Origin of the sequence: Azoarcus sp. KH32C (genome assembly GCF_000349945.1) — a bacterium.
GTDB lineage: Bacteria > Pseudomonadota > Gammaproteobacteria > Burkholderiales > Rhodocyclaceae > Aromatoleum.
In genome coordinates, this window is sequence record NC_020516.1 from 4,269,823 (window position 1) to 4,291,226 (window position 21,404).

The following is a 21,404-nucleotide window of genomic DNA, read 5'->3' on the forward strand; positions in this document are numbered from 1 at the left end:
GATGCCTATCCGAGGGCACGCAGCCGGGCGACGGCCTCCGCTCCGGGGGCCTCGACCCGCACCCGTTTCGCCCGCGACGTCTCGCCGCTGACGAGCGTCACCATCGAGCGCGACACCCCGCAGAATTCCGCCAGGAACGCACATAGCGCCGCGTTCGCCTTCCCGTCGACCGGCGGCGCGGCGAGCCGCACTTTCAGCGCCTCGCCATGCAGGCCGACGATCTCGGTCCGCTTTGCGCCGGGCTGGATGTGCAGCGTCAGCACGACACTGCCGTCCGCCGCTTCGCGCAGCCACTCCACGCTCATGCGCCGATCAGCAGCGAAGCGAAATTCGCGCGCAGCCCGCCGAGCACCATCAGCACGATCTGCAGGATCAACAACAGCACCAGGGGCGACAGATCGACGTTCGCAATCGGCGGCAGGATGCGGCGGAAGGGCCGCAGGAAAGGTGCGGCTAGATTGTGGAACACCGACGCCGCAGGCGCATGCGGATTCACCCACGACAGGATCGCCGACATCATCACGACGCCGAAGATCAGGTACAGCGCCATCCGCAGCAGCTCCAGCAGGCCGAGCCCCCACAGGCCCACAATCAGGCCGCCAATGCCGGCGGACGAAAGAGGGACGCCGCGCAGCACCAACTCGATGAAGACGAACAGCGTCTGGAACAGCCAGGCTGGCAGCAGGCTCGCCATGTCCAGTCCCATCAGCCCGGGGATCACCCGCCGCAGCGGCCGCACGACCCAGTCGGTTGTCGCGACCACGAACTGGCCGATTTGGTTGCGGAAGGACACCCGCAGCCACTGCATGAAGAAGCGCGCCAACAGCATCATCGTGATGAAGCCGAACACGGCGTCGAGCACCACCAGCAGAATGTTGCCGAGCATCGTCGATCAGCCCTTGCCGAGTTGATCGCCGAGTTCGCGGCCACGCACTTCGGCAGCCGCGACCGCACGCACGATCGCGTCGAAGAAGCCCGACTCGGCCAGGCTCTTCAGCGCCGCCTCGGTCGTCCCGCCCTTCGACGTGACCCGCTCGCGCAGCACCGCCGGCGACTCTTCGGAATCGGCCGCAAGCTTCGCCGCGCCCAGTACCGTGTCGATCGCGAGCCGCCGCGCCGTCGCACCATCGAAGCCGAGCGAAGCGCCGGCTGCCTCCAGCGCCTCGATGAAATGGAAGACATAGGCCGGACCGCTGCCCGAGACCGCCGTCACCGCGTCCATCTGCGCCTCGTCGCCGATCCACGCGGTGGTGCCGACCGCCGCCAGCACACGCTCGGCCGCCTCGCGCCCAGCCGCCTCCACCGACGGATCGGCGTACAGGCCCGTGACTCCCGCGCCGATCAGCGCCGGCGTGTTCGGCATCGCCCGCACGATTCGCGAGTAGCCGCCCAGCCAGCGGCCCATGTCCGCGATACGCAGCCCGGCCGCGATGCTCACCACCACCTGCTGCGCGAGCCGGCCCGCGATCGGCGCCAGCGCCGCCTTCATCTGTTGCGGCTTCACCGCCAGCACGAGCACGTCGCATGCGAGCAGCGCATCGTCGACCTCGCCGACCGCCCGCACGCCGAAGCGGCTCGCCAGCCGCTCGCGGTTTTCCGCCTGCAGATCGACCACCTGGATGTCCGAGGCGGAAAAACCGCGCTCCAGCATCCCCCCGATCAGCGCGGTAGCCATGTTGCCGCCGCCCAGAAAACTGATCTTGATCCGATTCGTCATGTCTCTCCCTTGCGCACCTCGCGTGCGCCAAAAATCGCAGTCCCGACCCGCAGCATCGTCGCCCCCTCGGCAATCGCCGCCTCGAGGTCGTGCGACATGCCCATCGACAGGGTGTCGAGTGCGAGCCCTTCGGCATTCAACTCGTCGCGCAATCCGCGCAGCGTCGCGAAGCGCGAGCGCAGCAAGCGCTCGTCGTCCGTCGGCTCGGGAATGCACATCAATCCACGCAACCGGATCCGCGGCAGCGCTGCGACCTCCCGCGCCAGCACGCGCGCCTCGCCCGGCGCCACTCCGCTCTTGCTCGCCTCGCCGCTGACATTCACCTGGATGCAGACGTTGAGCGGCGGCAGAGACGCGTCGCGCTGCTCCGACAGGCGCTGCGCGAGCTTCAGCCGATCGATCGAATGCACCCAGTCGAAACTCTCCGCCACCGGCCGCGTCTTGTTGCTCTGGAGCGGGCCGATGAAATGCCATTCGAGTCCGAGCGAGCGCAGTTCCCCAATCTTGGCTACGCCTTCCTGCACGTAATTCTCGCCGAACAGGCGCTGTCCTGCGGCCGCCGCCTGCGCCACGCAACCCGCCGGCCACGTCTTGCTCACCGCCAGCAGCGCAATCTCCCCCGGCGACCGCCCGGCAGCCGCGGCAGCGTTAGCAATCCGCGTGCGCACGTCTTGCAAGTTAGCTGAGATTGATGTCATATAACGGCAGACCTTCACTCCAAAATCCGGCCCGGCGAGTATAGCATCGCCCATCAGCACGCCCTCCCGCTCGCCACCCAGCAAGAAATCCCTGCGACGATCCAATGGATATCACCGAACTGCTCGCCTTCGCGGTCAAGAACAAGGCCTCCGACCTGCACCTGTCCTCCGGCCTTCCGCCGATGATCCGCGTACATGGCGACGTGCGGCGCATCAACCTGCCTCCGATGGAACACAAGGACGTCCATTCCATGGTGTATGACATCATGAATGACGCCCAGCGCAAGCAATACGAAGAAGTGCTCGAATGCGACTTCTCGTTCGCGGTGCCCAACCTCGCCCGTTTCCGCGTCAACGCCTTCAACCAGAACCGCGGCGCCGCCGCGGTGTTCCGGACCATTCCGTCGAAGGTCCTGTCGCTCGAAGAACTCAACGCGCCGAAGATCTTCAAGGAAATCTCGAACCAGCCGCGCGGCATCGTGCTCGTGACCGGCCCGACCGGGTCGGGCAAGTCGACGACGCTCGCGGCGATGATCGACCATGTCAACGACAACGAATACGGCCACATCCTGACGATCGAGGACCCGATCGAATTCGTGCATGAATCCAAGCGCTGCCTGATCAACCAGCGCGAAGTCGCGCGCGACACGCTGTCGTTCAACAACGCGCTGCGCTCGGCACTGCGTGAAGACCCGGACGTGATCCTCGTCGGCGAATTGCGCGACCTCGAAACCATCCGCCTCGCGCTGACCGGCGCCGAAACCGGCCACTTGGTGTTCGGCACGCTGCACACCTCGTCGGCGGCCAAGACCATCGACCGTATCGTCGACGTCTTCCCCGCCGCCGAAAAGGAAATGGTCCGCTCGATGCTGTCCGAGTCGCTGCGTGCGGTCATCGCGCAGACGCTCTTGAAGACCAAGGACGGCCAGGGCCGCGTCGCCGCGCACGAGATCATGATCGGCACCCCCGCGATCCGCAACCTGATCCGCGAGAACAAGATCGCACAGATGTACTCCGCGATCCAGACCGGTCAGAACGTCGGCATGCAGACGCTGGACCAGAACCTCGCGGACCTCGTCCGGCGCAATATCGTCTCCGCCGGCGAAGCCAAGCAGAAGGCGCAGAACAAGGACAACTTCGCCTGAGCGCTGCCGCCGCCATCGAAAACTATCGCTTCGCCGATTCCGCGTGCTTTCCACGCAGCGTCGCGGCGACCGATAATCACGTGCTACACGCCACACGCACAAATCCCCGCTGGAGCCCATAAATGGAACGCGATCAGGCCCTCAAGTTCATGCACGATCTGCTCAAGCTGATGGTGCAGAAGAACGGCTCCGACCTTTTCATCACCGCCGGCTTCCCGCCGGCCATCAAGGTCGACGGCAAAGTCGTGCCGCAGTCGAACCAGACGCTGACCGGGCAACACACCGCGGAACTCGCTCGCGCCGTGATGAACGACCGCCAGGCGGCGGAGTTCGAATCGACCAAGGAATGCAATTTCGCCATCTCGCCGGCCGGCATCGGCCGCTTCCGTGCCAACGCCTTCATCCAGCAGGGCAAGGTCGGCCTCGTGCTGCGGACCATCGCGCAAAAGATCCCGACCTTCGACGAACTCGGCATGCCGACGGTGCTGCGCGACGTCGCGATGGCCAAGCGCGGACTCGTGATCTTCGTCGGCGGTACCGGCACCGGTAAGACAACCTCGCTCGCCGCGATGGTCGACTTCCGCAACGAACACTCCTACGGCCACATCATCACGGTCGAAGACCCGATCGAATACGTGCATCAGCACAAGAACTGCATCGTCACGCAGCGCGAGATCGGCATCGATACCGAGGACTGGGAGGCGGCGCTGAAGAACACGCTGCGCCAGGCGCCCGACGTGATCCTGATGGGTGAAATCCGCGACCGCGAGACGATGGACTACGCCATCGCCTTCGCCGAAACCGGCCACCTCTGCCTCGCGACGCTGCACGCCAACAGTGCCAACCAGGCGCTCGACCGGATCATCAACTTCTTCCCCGAAGACCGCCGCCAGCAGCTGCTGATGGACCTGTCGCTGAACCTGCGCGCGCTGATCTCGCAGCGCCTGCTGCCGCTCAAGGGCCGCAAGGGACGCGTGCCGGCAGTCGAAGTGCTGCTCAACTCGCCGCTGATCTCCGACCTGATCTTCAAGGGCGAAGTGCCAGGCATCAAGGAAGTGATGAAGCGCTCGCGCGAACTCGGCATGCAGACCTTCGACCAGAGCCTCTTCGACCTCTACGAGGAAGAACTGATCGCCTACGAGGACGCACTGCGCAACGCCGACTCCGTGAACGACCTGCGCCTGCAGATCAAGCTCAACAGCAAGCACGGCGACAAGGACCTGGTGTCCGGCATCCAGCACCTCGACATCGTCTGAGTTCGCGAATAGATCTACTGCGCGGCCCGATTCCGCTCCTGCCGACCCAGGCAGGAACGGACTCGGGCCGCTCGCTACGATTTCTTCACAAACTCCGCCCCCGTCGTCAGGCCTCTTCGACCGGCTTACGGCGGTTGCTGCCGGCGATCATCTTGTATTCGAACAGGCGGCATTCCAGCGCGCCATTGAAGAGCGGCGTGCGCTTGCTCGCCTTGAGGCCGATGAGCTTCGGCAGATTCGGGTCCGCACTCAGGAAATAGCAGCGCCAGCCGCTCCAGCGCTGCTTGAGCGCGTCGCCGAGCTGCGGATAGAGCTCCGCGAGCGCCTCGGCCTCGCCGATCCGCACGCCGTAAGGCGGATTCGTCACCAGCACGCCTTCCGCCGCCGGCGCCTCGCGCGTCAGGAAATCGGCCCGATCCAGCGTCACGCACGCCCCCAGGCCCGCGGCCTGCAGGTTCACGCGGGTACGTCGCACCTGATCGCCGACGAGATCCGAGCCGTAGATCGGCAACGGTCGCGGCGCCTTGCGGCGCTCTTCCGCGGCACGCTTCACGCCCGCCCATGCGGCGCGGTCGAGATGCTTGAATCGCTCGAACGCGAAGCTCCGTCCGAGGCCGGGCGCGATGTCCAGCGCCATCTGCGCGGCCTCGATCAGGAAAGTACCGCTGCCGCACATCGGGTCGATCAGCGCCTCGCCAGGCTGCCAACCGGTCAGCCGCAGGATGCCCGCGGCGAGGTTTTCCTTCAGCGGCGCTTCGACGGCGGCCTGCTTGAAGCCGCGCTTGTAGAGCGGCTCGCCCGAGGTGTCGAGATACAGCGTCACCGTGTCGCGCGTCAGGAACGCATGCAGACGGATGGCCGGATTCGCGGTATCGACGCTCGGCCGCTTCCCGGTGACGGTGCGGAAGTGATCGCACACCGCATCCTTGATGCGCAAGGTGACGAACTCGAGGCTGCGCAGCGGCGACTGCTTGGCCGTCACCTGGACGCGGATCGTGTCATCCGGGGTGAACCACTTGGCCCAGGTGGGGCCGTAGGCGAGACGATAGATGTCCTCCTCGCTGCGGTAGCGCCCCTGCGCAATGCGCCACATCACCCGCGTCGCCAGCCGGCTCTCGAGGTTCGCGCGGTAGCACACGCTCCAGTCGCCGGCAAAGGCGACGCCGCCGTGCGTCGGCTCGACGTATTGCGCACCGATGGCGGTCAGTTCGTCGGCAAGCAGGGGCTCGAGGCCCCGCGGACAGGGCGAGAAGAAGGATTCGGACATAAAGAAAGATCAGTGAAGATTGAAAATCAGAACGGCTTCAGCACCACCAGGAACACCACCACGAACAGCACCAGCACCGGCACCTCGTTGAACACGCGGTACCACTTGTGGCTGCGCTGGTTGCGTCCGGCCGCGAAGTCGCGCATCAGGCGGCCACAATACAGGTGATAGACGATGAGGAACATCACCAGCGTCGTCTTCGCATGCAGCCACCCGCCAGCAAAGCCGTAGCCGAACCACAGCCAGAAACCGAGCAGGACGGCAAGGATTCCCAGCGGCGTCATGAAGCGGTAGAGCTTGTACTCCATCAACGCGAGCCGCTCGCGCGTCGCCGCGTCGCCGACCATCGCGTGATTGACGAACAGGCGCGGCAGATAGAACAGACCGGCAAACCAGCTCACGACAAAAATGATGTGCAGCGCCTTCACCACCAGCATCGACAACTCCTTTGCAAGGATTTCAAATCGGAAAATGCCTGAACCCGCGCGCCGACTCGCCGCCATGACGGCAAGGGCGACACCGCGTCAGCCGCTGCAGGCAGCCCCGCCAGCGCGCGCCGCCTGCAAGCCCTCGCGCACGGTCGGAAACTTCAACGCGACCCGCAGCTCGCTCCGCAGCCGCGCATTGCCGAGCCTGCGGGACTCGGACATGAAAGTCAGCGCCATTGGCGAAATCCGCGCGGCCAGTTCGGCTCGCGTCACGCGCTCGGGGCGCGGCAAGCCGAACAGATCCGCGGCGAAATCGAAATAATCGCCCATCTTCATGCAGGTATCATCGACCGCATTGTAGACGCGCCCGCGCCTGCCGCGAAACAGCGCCAGCGAAGCCAGCCGCGCGAGGTCCTCGGCGTGGATGTGGTTGGTATGAACGTCCTCGTCCGCGACCAGCACGGGATCACCCCGCTGCAGGCGCGCCACGGGTAGGCGCTCGGCAGCATAGATGCCCGGCGCGCGCAGGATCGACACCTGGACGCCGGTCCGCGCGCCGAAGCGGCGCAGGCGCGTTTCCGCATCGACGCGCCGGCGTGCGCGATCCGTCTTCGGCCGGCACGGGCGGGTCTCATCGACCCATGCGCCGTCGCAGTCGCCATATACCCCGGTCGTACTAATGTAGATCAGTCGCTGTGGTAGACTCCCCCTGCACGCGAGGGCAGCCAGAAGCCTTGCTGTACGCATGTCCCGCGCTCCGCGCTCGGGCGGCGGGGCAAAATGCAGCACCGCATCGGCCACGCCGGCGAGACGCTGCAGACTGCGGCGATCATCGAGATCCGCGAGCAGAGGTGTCGCGCCGAGGCTCCGGAGTTCGGCGCAGGATTCAGCGCGTCGCGTGACGGCAAGGACACGAAAGCGCTTCGCGAGCCATGGAATTGCGCGCCGGGCCACATCACCGCTGCCGACGATCAATATATTTTTCATCAGCCAATTATCTCACGCCCGATGTCGTTCCAGATTTCCCTCACCCCCGGCGGACAACGCTTCGACGCCAACGAAGACCAGACGATCCTCGAAGCCGCGCTTGCGGCTGGCATCGTCATCCCTTACGGATGCCGCGACGGCGCCTGCGGCGCCTGCAAGGGCAAGGTCGTCAGCGGAGACGTGGCGCTCGGGGCGGTGTCGGGCAGCGCCCTGAGCGAAGCCGATCGCAGCGCCGGCATGACGCTCTTCTGCAAGGCCCACGCGCGCTCGGACCTCGTCATTGAGGCACGCAACGTGACCACGGCCGGCGACATTCCGGTCAAGAAGCTGCCCTGCCGCGTGCAACGCCTGACGCGTGCCGCCCCGGACGTGATGATCCTCGAAGCGAAGCTCCCCGCCAGCGAGACCTTCCGCTTCCGCGCCGGGCAGTACATCGACTTCCTGCTCGCCGACGGGCGGCGCCGCAGCTTTTCGATCGCGAATCCGCCGGAAGACGCCGAAACGATGGAGCTGCACATTCGGCTCGTGCCCGGCGGCGGCTTCACGGAGCAGGTCTTCACGACGATGAAGGAACGCGACATCCTGCGCTTCGAAGGCCCGATCGGCAGCTTCGGCCTGCGTGAAGACTCCACCCGGCCGATCGTGATGATCGCTGGCGGGACGGGCTTCGCCCCGATCAAGAGCATCGTCGAGCACGCGATCCACGCCCGCGTCACGCGTCCGATCACCCTCTACTGGGGCTCGCGCAACCGGGCCGGCCTGTACATGGACGAACTTGCCCGCTCCTGGGAAAGCGCCCTGCCCGGCTTCCGTTACGTGCCCGTGCTATCCGACGCCACCACAGAAGACGACTGGCGCGGACGCAGGGGTCTCGTGCATCATGCCGTGATGCAGGACTTCCCGGACCTGTCGTCACACGAGGTGTATGCGTGCGGCGCGCCGGCGATGATCGATGCTGCAAGGCAGGACCTGACCGCGAAATGCGCGCTTGCGGAAGACGCGTTCTTCGCAGACGCTTTCACCTTTGCCTCCGACACGGCTCGCTGAGACTATGCCCCAGACCACCATCCTCACCCGAGAACCCGTCGTCAACAAGAACCGTGCGATCACGGCGAATCGCCTGGTTGCGCACGGCCCCAACATGGGCTCGGTGGTCGAGACGCTCAACGAACTGGCCGAGGTCTGGCCGACCCAGCACACGGTGTTCGTGTGCCTCGGGCGACTGGTGCCGACCCCGGACCTGATGAAGTGGCAGGCGCCGCCGAATGCGATGGTCGAAATTCCGTCGCAGACGCTGGCGCATCCCCAGACACAGGCTTTGCTCCCCCAGCTGCGCGATGCAGGGATCAGCATGTGCCTGAGCTGGTTTGCGCCCGGCACGCCGCTGCCGGCCGACTGTGACTGGCGCTTCGTACTGATGGATCGCCGGCGCCATCAGACTCCCGCGGGTTCGCCCGGCATCACGCTTGCGTGGGGTCTGCCGAACGTGAGCGGATTCCAGGAGGCGGTTCAATCCGGCTACGACGGCGCCTCCGGCTGGTTCTTCCTGCACGGCAACCCGCCGCCCAAGGAACTCGCTCCTGGTCACGCACAGATCGTCCGGCTCCTGAACCTTGTCCGCAACAACGCAGACATCAAGGAGATCGAGGCTGCGTTGCGTCAGGACGTCGCGCTTTCGTACAAGTTGCTCCGCTACATCAACTCGGCCGGCTTCGGCCTGAGCTGCGAGATCCAGTCCTTCCGCCACGCCGTCAGCATTCTCGGCTACGCCAACCTGCACAAGTGGCTGTCGCTGCTGCTCGTCGGCGCGAGCCGCGACCCGAGCGCGCCGGCGATGATGCAGACTGCCATCGTGCGCGGCCGCTTCATGGAGCAGATCGGCGCAAGCTTCTTCGAGAAATCCGAACACGACAACCTGTTCATCACCGGCGCATTTTCGCTGCTGAACCTGCTGCTCGGCACCTCGATGCAACGCGTTCTCGACGAAATGCACCTGCCCGCGGCGGTGACCGACGCCCTGCTCTACGAACAGGGCGCCTACGCACCGTTCCTGAAACTGGCCCGCCTGTGCGAGAGCTTCGACAGCACGGAACTCGAGAAACAGGCCGCCGAGCTGCAACTCGAACCGGCGCAGATCAATCGTGCGCTCATCGGCGCGCTCGGTTTCGCAGACAGCCTGCAGGCTTGAGCGCGGGTCGGAAAGAATAAAAAAAGCCAGCCCAAGGCTGGCTTTTTTGCGACCGCAAGGTCGATTACTTGAGCGACAGAACCCAGGTTGCCAGGGTCTTGGCTTCTTCCGGGGTAACCGGGTTTGCCGGCATCGGCATCTGGCCCCAAACACCCGAACCACCCTTCTGGATCTTTTCGGCGAGCTTGGCAACGGCGGTCGAGTCGCCCGCGTACTTCTTCGCAACGTCCTTGTATGCCGGGCCGACCAGCTTCTGGTCAACAGAGTGACAGGTCAGGCAGTTCTTTGCCTTGGCCAGTTCCATGTTGGCGAAGGCCGGAGCAGCGGAGAGAAGGCCCGCGGCAACCGCGGCAGCAACGAAAACTTTCATGCTCATTTCCTTTTTGATGGTGGTGTTGAAACCGGCTGGATATTAAACCAAGCATCACCGCTTTGCTACCGAAAGACACCTGTCTTATAGGTGTGTGGCTGAGCCCCTTGAGCCGGCTTCATCGGGCTCAAGCAATCAACGCCCGGATGCTGATTGGCGTTGACATCGCTACTGTAACGGCCGCACCGACGCGCCGTGCGCCGTGCGCCGGCCCGTCACTGGCGGATTTCGGCGACATTCTCCGGCGCGGAAAACTCGCCGGTGGTACGGAAGGGATTGATGTCCAGCCCGCCGCGACGCGTGTAGCGCGCCCAGACTGCCAGCGATCGCGGCTCGCAGCAGCGCAGGATGTCGCAGAACACCCGCTCCACGCACTGTTCGTGGAATTCATTGTGCAGCCGGAACGAACAGATGTAGCGGAGCAATCCCGCCCGATCGATGGGTCGGCCGGTATAGCGGACGACTAGGCATCCCCAGTCGGGCTGACCGGTGACGAGGCAGTTGGATTTCAGCAGGTGCGAATGCAGCGTCTCGCTCACCTCACCCTCGCCGTTCGTGCCCAGAAAATCCGGCGACGGCGAATAGGTGTCGATGTCGATGTCGAGCTCGTCCAGGCTGTCGCCCGGCGGCCACTCGATCGTCCGCAGGGGGTGTGCCGCGAGAGGCTGCAGCTCGACCATGACCGGGGCGCCCGCGGCCTGCGAAAGGTCACTCGCGATAACGCCCTGCAGTGCCCTCACATCGGCGAAACGGCTCTGGTTCAGGGAGTTGAGATACAGCTTCAGCGACTTCGATTCGATCAGCCGCGGAGAATCCGCCGGCACGCGAAAGGTGCCGACGGCCACCACCGGCTTGCCGCGCGGATTGAGCCATGACAGCTCGTAGGCGTTCCACAGATCCTCTCCGACGAAGGGGAGCTGAGCTGCGGCGAGCCCGATCTCGCTGCGCTTGATCTGTCGCTCGATCGGAAACAGCAGTTCGGGGGCGTAGGTGTCGCGATAGGCCGAGCTCTTGCCGAGGGGCGAGAGTTCGGCGCCGTGAGGGGAATGCTTTGGTGCGCTCATTGCCGAATTCTAAAGCAATTGCGCAACCGGACCAGCACTCCCCCACGGGGCCCACGAGCTGCTCCCGGACGGGAGCGGCCGATCCGGGCTTACTTGCCCTTCGGCGGTACGCCGCCGGACGCCTTGAGCGCCTCGGACAGGATCGCAGCCTTGTCGATCTGCAGCGGACGCGGCGCGTCGGGCGGACACATCGTTTCCGGATCGATGCCGGCACGGTCCTGACCCAGTTCGGACGGCGACGGCAGATCTTCGCGTGCGACGCCGATCGCGCTCATCAGTTGGCCCATCCCGGCAAGGGTCCGGCCCTGGGCGATCACTTGATCGTAGATCGCATTGACGTAGGCGCGCCGCGACTCGAAGTACTCATTTTCGGTGTCGAGCAGGTCGAGCAGCGTACGTTGTCCGATATCGAACTGGCGCCGATAGGCTTCGCGGGCCTTCTCGATCGACAGCTGGTGCTGGTCGAGGTAGCGCAACTGCTCGGTCAGGCGATTGGTGTCGTTGAACGCGATCGCGACGTTCTGACGGACGTCGCGGCAAGCCTTTTCACGCAGATCCTTGGCTTGGTTGAGCGATTCGCCCGCCTGGCGCAGCCGGGCCTCGTCAGCGCCGCCGCGGAACAGGTTATAGGTCACGACCAATTGCACGACGCCGTCGCTCGAGCGCCCGTTGAAGCCGTCGAGGTTCTTGTCGAAGGCCTGCTGGGCGCGCAGGTCCACACGGGGCTGGAACGCCGCACGGCGGGAATCGATCAGCGACTGACTGGAGCGCACGTTCTCGACCGTGGCGTTGAGGACCGGGCTGGTATTGAAGGCGGTGCGCAACGCGTCGCCGGCCGACGGGGGAATCGTGCCGACCGTCACGCCGGGCGCGAACGGAGGCAGGCTCGTCGAGGGGACGTCGCCCACGATACGCTGGTAGCGCGCGCTGACGTCGTGCAGGTTCGACACTTCGGTCAGCAGGTTGGACTCGGCCAGCGCGAGGCGGCCGGTGGCCTGTTCGAGGTCGACGCGGCGACCGACGCCGGCATTGGCGCGTTCGCCGATCTGATCGCCGGTCTGCTTGTGCTGCACGTAGTTCTGCTGCGCGAGCGTCACGAGTTCGCGGTAGCGCAGGACGTCGGCGTAGGCGCGCAGCGCTTCGAGCGCGGCCGATTCCGACGCGCCCATGAATTCGTAGTAGCGGGCGAGCCTGGCATAGCCGAAGCGCGCGACTTCGCTGCGCGTGAAGAACCCGTCATAGACCATCTGGTTCAACACGAGCGTCGCGTTGCGATGGACGAAGGTATCGTTGCCCTGCCCCTGCAGCCACACGTGTTCGCTGCCGATGCTCGCGACGGCATCGACCTGCGGGAGATAGCCCGAACGGGCGACGGACTGGTCCTCGGTCGCCGCCCGGAAGACGTGCCAGCTTGCCTGAACTTCGGGGTTGGTGACGACGGCTTTTCGTGCTGCATCCCGAAGGGCATCGGGCACAGCGGACGCTGCCCCGAAGGGTGTCGCCGCGATCGCCGCGATCGCGGCCGCGAGAGCGAACTTTCTCATGTTTTCTCCTGTGCGCTGCACCAATACAAATAGCATAAACTTGGATGAACCTCCGATACGCGGTCAATTCGGAGGTGTCGCCCCGAATGCTATATGTTACGAGTCGTGACAGAACGCGAACTACGCAACACTTGTCGCGAGAAAGCGACGATTCCGGACACGGGTGACGGTGCTTGGCGGATAATCCGTCATCGACTTATGACTTCGTGCATGCGCTTGCCGCCTCGACCGCACCGATTCCGCATCCTGCTCGGCCGACTGGCGTCAATCGTCCGCTGGCGCACGGGATGGGCCATAGTCGGCGCAGCCGTGATCGGCTTGTCGGTGGCGACGCCTGACCTGGATCGCATGCAGCAGATCGCGCGGGAGCGGTACGGCGCGGCGGCCGCGGATTCGGTCGCGGCCTGGCGGCGCATGCTCGCGGACGCGAAGGCGGTCGACGAGCAGGATCGGCTCGGGCGGGTCAATACATTCATCAACCGCACGACGGCCTTCGAGGACGACTCGGTCGTCTGGAATCAGCCGGATTACTGGGCCACCCCGCTTGAAACGCTCGCGAAGAGGGCCGGCGACTGCGAGGACTTCGCGATCGCGAAATACGTCAGCCTGCGCCTGCTCGACGTCCCGGCCGAGAAACTGCGACTGATCTACGTGCGGGCGAGCATCGGGGCGCCGGGCAGCGGCGTATCCCAGGCGCACATGGTGCTGGGCTACTACCCGTCGCCCGACGCCGAACCACTGATTCTCGACAATCTCATCGGGGATATCCGCCCGGCCGCCCGACGGCCGGATCTCTTCCCGGTGTTCAGTTTCAACGACCAGGGGCTGTGGGTCGGCGGCTCGAGCAGTTCCAGCGCCGACCCGACGACACGCCTGTCACGCTGGCGCAGCGTGCTGGAGCGCATGCGACAGGAGGGGCTGCAATGAGCGCAGCAGGATCGCCGACGAGGATTTCCGGAGACTATTCGCAATGTCACTGATCAAGCAGCTATGGATCGCGATCGTGGTCGTGACCCTCCTCGCGCTGGGGGGCAACCTGATCGTCAGCACGCTGTCCGCGCGGCACTATCTCGAGCAGCAGCTTCGAGTGAAGAACCTCGACAACGCGACGTCGCTGGCATTGTCGCTGTCGCAACTCCCCAAGGATCCGGTGACCGTCGAGTTGCAGATCGCCGCCCAGTTCGATGCGGGGCACTATCGCCTGATCCGCCTCGTGAGCCCGAAGGGCGACGTGTTGGTCGAACGCGAATACGAGGGGGATCTCACCGGCGCACCGAACTGGTTCACCCGTCTCGTGCCGATCGCCGCACCGCCCGGAGTCGCACAGGTGCAGGATGGCTGGCACCAGTTCGGCACGCTGTCGCTCGAAAGCCACAGCCGCTATGCGTATGAAGCGCTGTGGACGGGCACGATCGAGCAACTCCTCTGGTTCCTGGTCGGAGGCATCCTGACAGGCATCACCGGCACCCTCATCATCCGCCACATCACCCGTCCGCTGCACGGAGTGGTCGAGCAGGCGGAGGCGATCGGGGGACGGCGCTTCGTCACCACGCCGGAACCCGGAACGACCGAATTCCGCAGCGTCGTGCGCGCGATGAACGCGTTGTCGGTGCGTGTCCGGACCATGCTTGCCGAGGAGTCGGGGCGTCTCGAGCAACTGCGCCGGCAGGTGCAACACGATGCCCTGACCGGCCTGTACAGTCGTGAACAGTTCATGAACCTGCTGCACGCAGCCGTATCGCGCGACGATGCGCAGGCGACCGGCAGCCTGCTGATCGTGCGCATCGGAGAACTGACCGCTCTCAACCAGCGGCTCGGGCGCGAAGGCGCGGACCGCGTGCTGAAGCGCACTGCGGAGTGCCTCGCGGCGGTCGCGACGCCGCATGCCGACTGGGAAACGGGCCGGATCAACGGTTCGGACCTCGCGCTCGTCGCACCCGGCGAGGACAATCCGGAGCGACTCGCCGCGGAGGTGGCGGACGCACTTCGGCGGACGATGGCGAAGGAAGGCGAAGACACGGCGCTTCCCATCGCCGCGAGCCGCTACGCGGCGGGCGAGACGCGGTCGGCCGTGCTGGCGCGCGTGGACGGCGCCCTGGCCACCGCCGAACAGGCTGGCGGCCGCGCGATCCGCATCGTCGAGAATCCCGAAGCACGCCCGCTGCACGCCGACCTGCAGAGCTGGCGCTCGGCCCTGATGCAGTCGCTGAACGCGGACGGCGTGCGGCTGGGCCGCTATCCTGTGGTGAGCCGCGACCGCAAGCTGATGCATTTCGAAGCGCCGATGCGCCTGCAACTCGCCGGGGAATGGCAGCCGGCGGGTGTCTTCATGCCCTGGGTGGCGCGCCTGGGGCTGTTGCCGCAGTTCGACATCGCGGTGGTGCGCGCCGCGCTGGACAAAATCGCGGCATCCGGCGATCCGCTCGGCATCAACCTGTCGTCGGCCTCGCTATGCGACGCGGCGTTCCGCAGCGAGCTGTTCCGGCTACTGCAAGACCGCCCGGCCGAGGCGGCGCAGCTGTGGCTGGATCTGCCCGAATACGGAGCGCTGCGGCACACCGAAGAGTTCCGCTCCTTCTGCATTGCGCTGAAACCGACCGGATGCAAGGTCGGCGTCGAGCATGTCGGGGCGCACTTCGGGCAGATGAGCGACCTGCACGAACTGGGGCTCGATTACCTCAAGATCGATGCGTCGATCGTTCGCGGGATCGACGCCGACAAGGGCAATCAGAGTTTCCTCCGCGGCCTGTGCGTAATCGCGCACTCGATCGGGCTGCTGACGATCGCCGAAGGCGTGAGACAGGACAATGAAATGGCGTCGCTGACCGACCTCGGCATCGACGGCATGACCGGCAGCGCGGTTAGGATGCCGACCTGAGGCCGGCGGTGGGCCGAACCGGCGAATCGGCCGGGTTCGGCTCCAGGATCGAGGATCGGTCGGATCAGGCGCCGAGACGACGGCGACGGATCGCCATTTCGAAAGCGCTGAGGTAGCGGCCGGCGACGCTGCTGATATGGAAGCGCTCATGCGCATCCTGCAGCGCGCGCTCGCCGAGGTGGCTGAATTTTGCCGGCGCGTCGATGATGTCCGTCGCGTAGCGCACCCAGTCCGCGATGTCCTCGTACTTGCACAACAGGCCGTTGTCCCGATGCCGGATGACTTCAGGCACGAAGCAGCGGTCGCTCGCGACGATCACCTTGCCGCGGAACAGCAGCTCGAACAGTCCCCAGTTGGCCGAGCCGTACTGCAGCGGGTAGAGGAACATGTCCATCGCTTCGACGTAGCTCGCGAAGTCGTCATAGGACGCGAAACTGACGTGCTGGAAGGCGGAATCGTCATCGAGCGTGATGCCTTCGCGCGCGAGCACGTACTTCATGAAGGACTCGGGCCGGCTGTCCTTGTCGAAGTTCGACTGCAGGAAGGCTTCCTCGTAGCTGTAGAGCACCTTCGGCGCGCCGCAGAAGACGAAACGGACGTTCTGCCGGACCTTGAGGATCTCCTTCGCGATCAGGATGAACTGCTCGAAGCCCTTCGCCGATGACAGGTCGCGGGCGGAGAAGCCGATGTGGAAGTAGCCGTCGCGCTTGACGAAGGTGCTCGGCTTGCGCCCGATCTCGAAGCCTTCCATCTGCGCAACGATCTTGTCGTGCAGGCAGCTCGGGAACATCTTCTTGGCGTATTCGCTGGGCGTGATGACGAGGTCGCTCTTGAGCGCCTGATGATAGCTCGTCATCTCGAACACCTTGTCGCGATAGGTCGCGTAATCCGGTTGCGGGTACTTCGGGTCGCAGCCGTGGTGCGTGAAGGACGGGAATTCGATGTAGGTGATGATCGGGATGTCGAACTCGCCGAAGAGCTGCAGCGGAAAGCCGCCCGAGCCATGCGCGACGATCAGATCCAGCCCCTGACGCTCGAGGAGCTCGGAAATGGCCTTCTTGATCAGGAAGGAGCGCTGGATGCGTGCTTCGAGGTTCTTGGTATAGAAGTAGGTGTTGGCGTTCTCGGAGGCGACCTGGAAGGGGACGAGATTCGGCACCTTGTCCTTGTTGGCCTGATACACGGAGGTGGAGCACAGGAACCACGACTGGGCGAGCCCTTGTGCGTTCAGGTACTCGTGCAACGTGTGGAATTGTCCCAAGCCTTCGTGAATGAACAGTACCCGCATCTGATTCCGTTTCTCCGAAAACAAAACAGGATGGCGGGACTTGCCCGCCATCCGTCGTCAAGCAAGCGATCAGTTATCCGTGTGCGGCGTATCGTTACGCAGGATCCGGTTGATCGCGTCCTGATCGAACCCGCTCAGCGAGCTCAGATCCGAACCGCTCGTGCCGCTGCCGGTCTGTCCGGCATTGGCGATCAGGTGCTGATCGTCGCTGATCACGTCGTGCGCCGCAAGCGGCTGGACCACCGTGGTGGCCTGGCCATCCTGCGCCGTCACCTCGACCGTACCGGTGACGGTATCCGTGAAGGCGCTGGTGACGGTTTGCGTGAACTCGGTGACCGTGACCGTGTCGGTGAAGTGGGTGACCGTGACGGTATCCGTGAACTCGGACACGGTGACCGTTTCGGTCGGCCCGCCGACCGTTTCGGTCGCCGACGTCACGGTTTCGGTCAGGTGCGTGACGGTTTCGGTGCCGGAGGTGACCGTGTCGGTCAGCGCCGTGCCGCTCACGGTGTGGGTATCCGAGGTCACCGTTTCGGTCAGCGCGGTGCCGGTCACGGTTTCTGTCGCCCAAGTCACGGTGTCGGTACCGTTCTCGGCGAGCGAGGTGCCCGTCACCGTCTCGGTCAGCGCGGTGCCGGTGACCGTTTCGGTTCCGGACGTGACGGTCTCTGTATGTGCCGTGCCGGTGACGGTCTCCGTCCAGGTCGAGACCGTTTCGGTGGCATGCGTGCCGGTCACGGTCTCGGTGCCGCTGGTGACGGTCTCGGTCATGACAGTGCCCGTGACGACCTCGGTACCGGAAGTGACGGTGTCGGTATGCGTCACGCCGGTGATCGTTTCGGTGCCCAAGGTCACCGTTTCGGTCGCTGCCGTTCCAGTCACGGTATGCGTATCGGTGGTCACGGTTTCGGTCAGCGTCGTACCAGTGACGGTCTCCGTCCATATCGACACGGTCGTGGTTTCCGCGGCCCCCACAACCGTCTGGGTGCCGGACGTGACGGTTTCGGTCAGTGCCGTGCCCGTGACGGTCTCGGTCCCGACGGTGACGGTCTCATTCAGCGCAGTACCGCTCACGGTCTCGGTTCCGGACGTGACCGTCTCGGTCAGCGTCGTACCCGTGATCGTTTCCGTACCGGTAGTGACCGTTTCGGTCAGCACGGTGCCGCTCACCGTTTCCGTGCCGGACGTCACCGTTTCGGTCATCGCGGTGCCGGTCACCGTCTGAGTACCCGTGGTCGAGGTTTCGGTCAGCGTCGTGCCGCTCACGGTTTGGGTGCCGAGCGTCACAGTTTCGGTCTCGGCGACACCGGTCACGGTGTGCGTCCCGGTGGTCACCGTCTCGGTCAGTGCAGTGCCGGTGACAGTCTGCGTGCCCGAGGTCACGGTCTCGGTTTCCGCGGTCCCGGTAACGGAATGCGTGCCCGAAGTCACTGTGTCCGTGAGCACGGTTCCGGTGACGGTCTGCGTGCCTGAGGTCACGGTCTCGGTCTCGGCCGTCCCCGTCACCGTCTGCGTGCCCGAGGTGACGGTCTCGGTCATCGCGGTGCCGGTCACGGTCTGCGTACCGGACGTCACGGTGTCGGTCATCGCAGTACCGGTCACAGTCTCGGTGCCGGTCGTCACCGTTTCGGTCATGGCCGTCCCGGTCGTTGTCGCGGTGTGAGACTCGGTCGCGGTGATGGTTTGAGTGACCAGAACGTCTGTCGCGATACCAACGACGGCGCTCAGCTTGTAGGAGCCTCCGGTCGTCGTAATCAGCAGGGCGTCGTAACCTCCGGTGACACTGATAGCCGGCAGCGTGTCGCTGGAGAAATCGGTGATGTCGCCGTGTGCAACTTCGACACCGGCACGATAGGCCTTCCAGTTCAGGGAGTCGCCGTTAGTCCCGCCGACCTGCTGGACCAGGAACTGGACATTGTTGGACAGTTCCCGTCCGCCGTTCTGGTTCAGGAAGTCGACCTTGAGCTGCTCCCCGGCATCCATGTTGTTGTTGCCGATGCCCAGGCTATTCGACGGGTTGACGCCGCCGGCGTAGTTCTTGTCGGTGCTCCAGTTGGGATCCGTGAAGCGCACGACCAGCGTGTCGTTGCCGATGATCAGGGCGTAGTTGTACGACTCGGCGGGGCCCGCGCCCTTGATCGAGAGGTCGGCGATGTTGAACGAGCTCGTGGTGGTGACCGTGTCGGTCACGTAGGAACTCGTGACCGTGGCTGTCGCGGTCGTGATGGTTTCGGTCAGGGTCGTACCGGTGACGGTCTCGGTGCCGGACGTCGCGGTCTGGGTCAGTGCCGTACCGGTGACGGTGTCGGTACCGGACGTTACGGTTTCGGTCAGCGTCGTGCCGGTGACCGTCTGGGTGTCGGTCGTCACGGTCTCGGTCAGCGCGGTGCCGGTGACAGTATCCGTCCAGGTCGAGACGGTCTCAGTGACGGCGGTTCCGCTGATCGTTTCGGTGCCCAAGGTCACCGTTTCGGTGAGGATCGTGCCGGTAACGGTGTCGGTGCCGAGGGTGACGGTTTCGGTGAACGTGGTTCCGGTGATCGTTTCGGTACCGGCGGTCACGGTCTCGGTGAGGGTCGTGCCGCTAACGGTCTCGGTGCCCGAGGTCACCGTTTCAGTCAGCGCTGTGCCGGTAATGGTTTCGGTTCCCGACGTGACCGTCTCGGTCGCAGCCGTGCCGGTAACCGTCTGTGTGCCCGAGGTGACAGTTTCCGTTTCCGTGATGCCCGTGACGGTGTGCGTGCCTGAAGTCACGGTTTCGGTGAGGGTCGTGCCGCTGACCGTTTCCGTTCCGGTCGTGACGGTTTCGGTCAGTGCGGTACCAGTGACGGTGTGCGTGCCGGACGTCACGGTGTCGGTCTCCGTTGTTCCGGTGACGGTCTGCGTGCCGGTCGTGACCGTTGCGGTCAGCACGGTTCCGGTTACCGTCTGGGTCCCAGAAGTCACGGTTTCGGTTTCCGTCACCCCCGTCACCGTCTCGGTGCCGGCCGTGACAGTCGTCGTCAACGCGGTGCCGGTCACAGTCTGCGTGTCGGACGTGACGGTCTCGGTCAGCGCCGTGCCCGTGACGGTCTGGGTGCCCGAAGTGACGGTCTGGGTTTCCGTGATGCCCGTGACGGTTTGCGTTCCGGAGGTCACGGTTTCGGTAAGTACCGTGCCCGTAACAGTCTGCGTACCCTCGGTGACCGTCTCGGTTTGTGCCGTTCCGGTCACGGTTTCGGTGCCGACGGTGACCGTCTCGGTCAGCGCGGTTCCGGTGACCGTCTGCGTACCGGACGTGACTGTTTCCGTTGCCACCGTGCCCGATACGGTCTCGGTGCCGGACGTGACCGTGTCGGTCAGCGCGGTACCGGTAACGGTCTGCGTTTCCGTCGCGACGCCTTGCTGGACGCCGGTGACCGTGACGGTCGCGGGGGCGCTGACGGTGTCGGTCACGACGCCCGAGACGGTTTCGGTGACCACGCCGCTCACGGTTTCAGTGACGATGCCTGTGACGGTATCGGTGATCACGCCGGTGACGGTCTCCGTGACCGTGACGGTGAGCGTTTCGACCGGAGTGGTCACGGTCGCGGTGGCAGTCGGAGTCGGCAGGACTGCGGCCGGGACCGGCAGGAGATCGTCCTGCGCGATAAGGCCGAAGTTGAGCTGGAAGGGATCGACGTTCTCGACGATGCGCAGGAGACGGACGAAGCTGTTGCCTTCGCCGCCGCTACCGCCAGCGAGACCGGCCGCAGGCGCTTCGAGGAGGTCATCGAGATTGCCGCCCTGATTGACCGCTTCGATCACCTGCGCGATCGTGCCGGACGCGATGTGGGCATCTCCGGCGTCGGGATGTCCGCCATGGGTCATGTCGGCGCTGAGCTTGACGGTCTGGTTCTGCGCGACGACGAAGGGGTCTCCTTCGAGCGTCACCAGTTCGACGCGGCCGTTACCCTCGGTGACGATCGACTCGCCGTCGTACAGCGCATCGCCGTCCTTGACGGGCCGGATCTTCCCTTCCGCATCGCGGACGAATGCGCGACCGCTTACCGCTACGACGATTGCAATCGGATCAGCCATGATTCTTGCTCCCTGAAGGTCGCCGCACGCCCTGTCGAACGTCACGGACTTGTTCCATTTGAGGCAAGCTTAATCAGGGCAACTTTGGCGGCCCATTGGCCCGGTGGACAGGTCGCGTGACAAAAGTCACGCAAGGAACGGGGGACGCGAATCCGCGCCGCAAGGGCTAAATCAGATCCCCGCCGTCCTCGTCGAGCAGCCGGAGTTCCTGCATGGCTACGCGGGTGCTTCGCCGTTCGTTGAGCTTGGCCTGCGCTGCAGCCGGCAGATCGGTGAAGCGGATCACGGATCGATCGACGAGTAGTTCGATGAGGTCCTCGAGGACGCGCACGAGGCCCAGGTCGGTGGTTCCCAGCGGGTTCGCCTCGGAGACGACGGCGTGGCTGAACGCCACGACCTCGGGCTCGTCGCCGCGCGCCGGCTGCCAGGGGTTCGCGCCGCTCGGCTCAGTCGGCAGGGGCTCCCGGCTGACCGCGAGAATCGCACCGGACGAATCGCGTTTCACGAAGATCATC

The 21,404-nt window shown here is 65.0% G+C and carries 19 protein-coding genes; 6 read left to right on the top strand and 13 right to left on the bottom strand.

The window, feature by feature from the left end:
* Nucleotides 1-5: 5 nt before the first annotated feature.
* The 4 genes from AZKH_RS19060 to AZKH_RS19075 are packed head-to-tail and all read right to left on the bottom strand — an operon-like array spanning nt 6 to nt 2,415.
* A complete protein-coding gene (locus tag AZKH_RS19060) occupies nt 6-305 on the bottom strand; it encodes a DUF167 family protein (RefSeq protein ID WP_015437431.1) in 300 nt (99 codons plus the stop codon).
* Nucleotides 302-886 carry a YggT family protein gene (locus tag AZKH_RS19065; RefSeq protein WP_015437432.1) on the bottom strand — a complete coding sequence of 195 codons (585 nt, stop codon included), beginning with the start codon at nt 884-886 and terminating at the stop codon, nt 302-304. The genes AZKH_RS19060 and AZKH_RS19065 overlap by 4 nt, the downstream gene beginning before the upstream one ends.
* A gap of 6 nt (nt 887-892) precedes the next feature.
* A complete protein-coding gene (gene proC / locus AZKH_RS19070) occupies nt 893-1,705 on the bottom strand; it encodes a pyrroline-5-carboxylate reductase (protein WP_041657589.1) in 813 nt (270 codons plus the stop codon).
* An 8-nt stretch (nt 1,706-1,713) separates the two neighbouring features.
* The gene (locus tag AZKH_RS19075) at nt 1,714-2,415 is read right to left on the bottom strand and encodes a YggS family pyridoxal phosphate-dependent enzyme (RefSeq protein WP_041656400.1); all 702 of its coding nucleotides are present in this window, start codon (nt 2,413-2,415) and stop codon (nt 1,714-1,716) included.
* Between the two features lie 104 nt (nt 2,416-2,519).
* Between AZKH_RS19075 and AZKH_RS19080 the strand changes: the two genes are divergently transcribed.
* Both AZKH_RS19080 and AZKH_RS19085 read left to right on the top strand, forming a co-directional pair.
* Complete coding sequence (locus AZKH_RS19080; RefSeq protein ID WP_015437435.1) at nt 2,520-3,560, top strand: type IV pilus twitching motility protein PilT; 1,041 nt, start codon at nt 2,520-2,522, stop codon at nt 3,558-3,560.
* Nucleotides 3,561-3,682: 122 nt separating this feature from the next.
* Nucleotides 3,683-4,816: a PilT/PilU family type 4a pilus ATPase gene (locus AZKH_RS19085; protein ID WP_015437436.1), complete on the top strand. Its 1,134-nt coding sequence runs from the start codon at nt 3,683-3,685 to the stop codon at nt 4,814-4,816.
* 106 nt (nt 4,817-4,922) lie between these two features.
* On the opposite strand, the gene AZKH_RS19090 is transcribed toward AZKH_RS19085, so the two are convergent.
* The 3 genes from AZKH_RS19090 to AZKH_RS19100 all read right to left on the bottom strand — a co-directional run bounded on the left by AZKH_RS19090 (nt 4,923) and on the right by AZKH_RS19100 (nt 7,498).
* Entirely contained in the window at nt 4,923-6,083 is a 1,161-nt protein-coding gene (locus AZKH_RS19090) for a class I SAM-dependent RNA methyltransferase (RefSeq protein ID WP_015437437.1), read from the bottom strand.
* A gap of 26 nt (nt 6,084-6,109) precedes the next feature.
* Entirely contained in the window at nt 6,110-6,520 is a 411-nt protein-coding gene (locus AZKH_RS19095; protein ID WP_015437438.1) for a CopD family protein, read from the bottom strand.
* An 87-nt stretch (nt 6,521-6,607) separates the two neighbouring features.
* A complete protein-coding gene (locus AZKH_RS19100; protein ID WP_041656401.1) occupies nt 6,608-7,498 on the bottom strand; it encodes an SDR family oxidoreductase in 891 nt (296 codons plus the stop codon).
* Between the two features lie 21 nt (nt 7,499-7,519).
* Here AZKH_RS19100 and AZKH_RS19105 point away from each other — a divergent pair, with 21 nt between their 5' ends.
* Nucleotides 7,520-8,545, top strand: coding sequence for a CDP-6-deoxy-delta-3,4-glucoseen reductase (locus AZKH_RS19105; RefSeq protein ID WP_041656403.1), 1,026 nt, complete (start codon nt 7,520-7,522; stop codon nt 8,543-8,545).
* A gap of 4 nt (nt 8,546-8,549) precedes the next feature.
* Nucleotides 8,550-9,686: an EAL and HDOD domain-containing protein gene (locus AZKH_RS19110; RefSeq protein WP_015437441.1), complete on the top strand. Its 1,137-nt coding sequence runs from the start codon at nt 8,550-8,552 to the stop codon at nt 9,684-9,686.
* 64 nt (nt 9,687-9,750) lie between these two features.
* Here the strand turns inward: AZKH_RS19110 and AZKH_RS19115 are convergent, their stop codons facing one another.
* The 3 genes from AZKH_RS19115 to AZKH_RS19125 all read right to left on the bottom strand — a co-directional run bounded on the left by AZKH_RS19115 (nt 9,751) and on the right by AZKH_RS19125 (nt 12,664).
* Nucleotides 9,751-10,056: a c-type cytochrome gene (locus AZKH_RS19115; protein WP_015437442.1), complete on the bottom strand. Its 306-nt coding sequence runs from the start codon at nt 10,054-10,056 to the stop codon at nt 9,751-9,753.
* A 215-nt stretch (nt 10,057-10,271) separates the two neighbouring features.
* Nucleotides 10,272-11,120, bottom strand: coding sequence for an NADPH-dependent 7-cyano-7-deazaguanine reductase QueF (queF, locus tag AZKH_RS19120; RefSeq protein WP_015437443.1), 849 nt, complete (start codon nt 11,118-11,120; stop codon nt 10,272-10,274).
* A gap of 89 nt (nt 11,121-11,209) precedes the next feature.
* Nucleotides 11,210-12,664 (bottom strand): TolC family outer membrane protein, encoded by a 1,455-nt coding sequence (locus tag AZKH_RS19125; protein ID WP_015437444.1) that lies wholly within the window; start codon nt 12,662-12,664, stop codon nt 11,210-11,212.
* 210 nt (nt 12,665-12,874) lie between these two features.
* Between AZKH_RS19125 and AZKH_RS19130 the strand changes: the two genes are divergently transcribed.
* Nucleotides 12,875-13,591: a transglutaminase-like cysteine peptidase gene (locus tag AZKH_RS19130; RefSeq protein ID WP_015437445.1), complete on the top strand. Its 717-nt coding sequence runs from the start codon at nt 12,875-12,877 to the stop codon at nt 13,589-13,591.
* A 43-nt stretch (nt 13,592-13,634) separates the two neighbouring features.
* The gene (locus tag AZKH_RS19135; RefSeq protein WP_015437446.1) at nt 13,635-15,542 is read left to right on the top strand and encodes a LapD/MoxY N-terminal periplasmic domain-containing protein; all 1,908 of its coding nucleotides are present in this window, start codon (nt 13,635-13,637) and stop codon (nt 15,540-15,542) included.
* Between the two features lie 64 nt (nt 15,543-15,606).
* Here AZKH_RS19135 and AZKH_RS19140 read toward each other — a convergent pair whose 3' ends face one another.
* The 3 genes from AZKH_RS19140 to AZKH_RS19150 all read right to left on the bottom strand — a co-directional run bounded on the left by AZKH_RS19140 (nt 15,607) and on the right by AZKH_RS19150 (nt 21,403).
* Entirely contained in the window at nt 15,607-16,830 is a 1,224-nt protein-coding gene (locus AZKH_RS19140; protein ID WP_015437447.1) for a glycosyltransferase, read from the bottom strand.
* A gap of 69 nt (nt 16,831-16,899) precedes the next feature.
* A complete protein-coding gene (locus AZKH_RS19145; RefSeq protein ID WP_015437448.1) occupies nt 16,900-20,889 on the bottom strand; it encodes a hypothetical protein in 3,990 nt (1,329 codons plus the stop codon).
* Between the two features lie 166 nt (nt 20,890-21,055).
* Nucleotides 21,056-21,403, bottom strand: coding sequence for a hypothetical protein (locus tag AZKH_RS19150; protein ID WP_015437449.1), 348 nt, complete (start codon nt 21,401-21,403; stop codon nt 21,056-21,058).
* Nucleotide 21,404: the final 1 nt, after the last annotated feature.

Excerpts from the sequence above, each read along its gene's own strand:
- AZKH_RS19095 (WP_015437438.1), bottom strand. The coding sequence starts at position 6,520 with ATGCTGGTGGTGAAGGCGCTGCACATCATTTTTGTCGTGAGCTGGTTT.
- AZKH_RS19100 (WP_041656401.1), bottom strand. The coding sequence starts at position 7,498 with ATGAAAAATATATTGATCGTCGGCAGCGGTGATGTGGCCCGGCGCGCA.
- AZKH_RS19085 (WP_015437436.1), top strand. The coding sequence starts at position 3,683 with ATGGAACGCGATCAGGCCCTCAAGTTCATGCACGATCTGCTCAAGCTG.
- AZKH_RS19145 (WP_015437448.1), bottom strand. The coding sequence starts at position 20,889 with ATGGCTGATCCGATTGCAATCGTCGTAGCGGTAAGCGGTCGCGCATTC.
- queF (WP_015437443.1), bottom strand. The coding sequence starts at position 11,120 with ATGAGCGCACCAAAGCATTCCCCTCACGGCGCCGAACTCTCGCCCCTC.
- AZKH_RS19075 (WP_041656400.1), bottom strand. The coding sequence starts at position 2,415 with ATGACATCAATCTCAGCTAACTTGCAAGACGTGCGCACGCGGATTGCT.
- AZKH_RS19105 (WP_041656403.1), top strand. The coding sequence starts at position 7,520 with ATGTCGTTCCAGATTTCCCTCACCCCCGGCGGACAACGCTTCGACGCC.
- AZKH_RS19150 (WP_015437449.1), bottom strand. The coding sequence starts at position 21,403 with ATGATCTTCGTGAAACGCGATTCGTCCGGTGCGATTCTCGCGGTCAGC.
- AZKH_RS19090 (WP_015437437.1), bottom strand. The coding sequence starts at position 6,083 with ATGTCCGAATCCTTCTTCTCGCCCTGTCCGCGGGGCCTCGAGCCCCTG.
- AZKH_RS19080 (WP_015437435.1), top strand. The coding sequence starts at position 2,520 with ATGGATATCACCGAACTGCTCGCCTTCGCGGTCAAGAACAAGGCCTCC.
- AZKH_RS19110 (WP_015437441.1), top strand. The coding sequence starts at position 8,550 with ATGCCCCAGACCACCATCCTCACCCGAGAACCCGTCGTCAACAAGAAC.
- AZKH_RS19065 (WP_015437432.1), bottom strand. The coding sequence starts at position 886 with ATGCTCGGCAACATTCTGCTGGTGGTGCTCGACGCCGTGTTCGGCTTC.
- AZKH_RS19115 (WP_015437442.1), bottom strand. The coding sequence starts at position 10,056 with ATGAAAGTTTTCGTTGCTGCCGCGGTTGCCGCGGGCCTTCTCTCCGCT.
- AZKH_RS19130 (WP_015437445.1), top strand. The coding sequence starts at position 12,875 with ATGCGCTTGCCGCCTCGACCGCACCGATTCCGCATCCTGCTCGGCCGA.
- AZKH_RS19135 (WP_015437446.1), top strand. The coding sequence starts at position 13,635 with ATGTCACTGATCAAGCAGCTATGGATCGCGATCGTGGTCGTGACCCTC.
- AZKH_RS19140 (WP_015437447.1), bottom strand. The coding sequence starts at position 16,830 with ATGCGGGTACTGTTCATTCACGAAGGCTTGGGACAATTCCACACGTTG.
- AZKH_RS19125 (WP_015437444.1), bottom strand. The coding sequence starts at position 12,664 with ATGAGAAAGTTCGCTCTCGCGGCCGCGATCGCGGCGATCGCGGCGACA.
- AZKH_RS19060 (WP_015437431.1), bottom strand. The coding sequence starts at position 305 with ATGAGCGTGGAGTGGCTGCGCGAAGCGGCGGACGGCAGTGTCGTGCTG.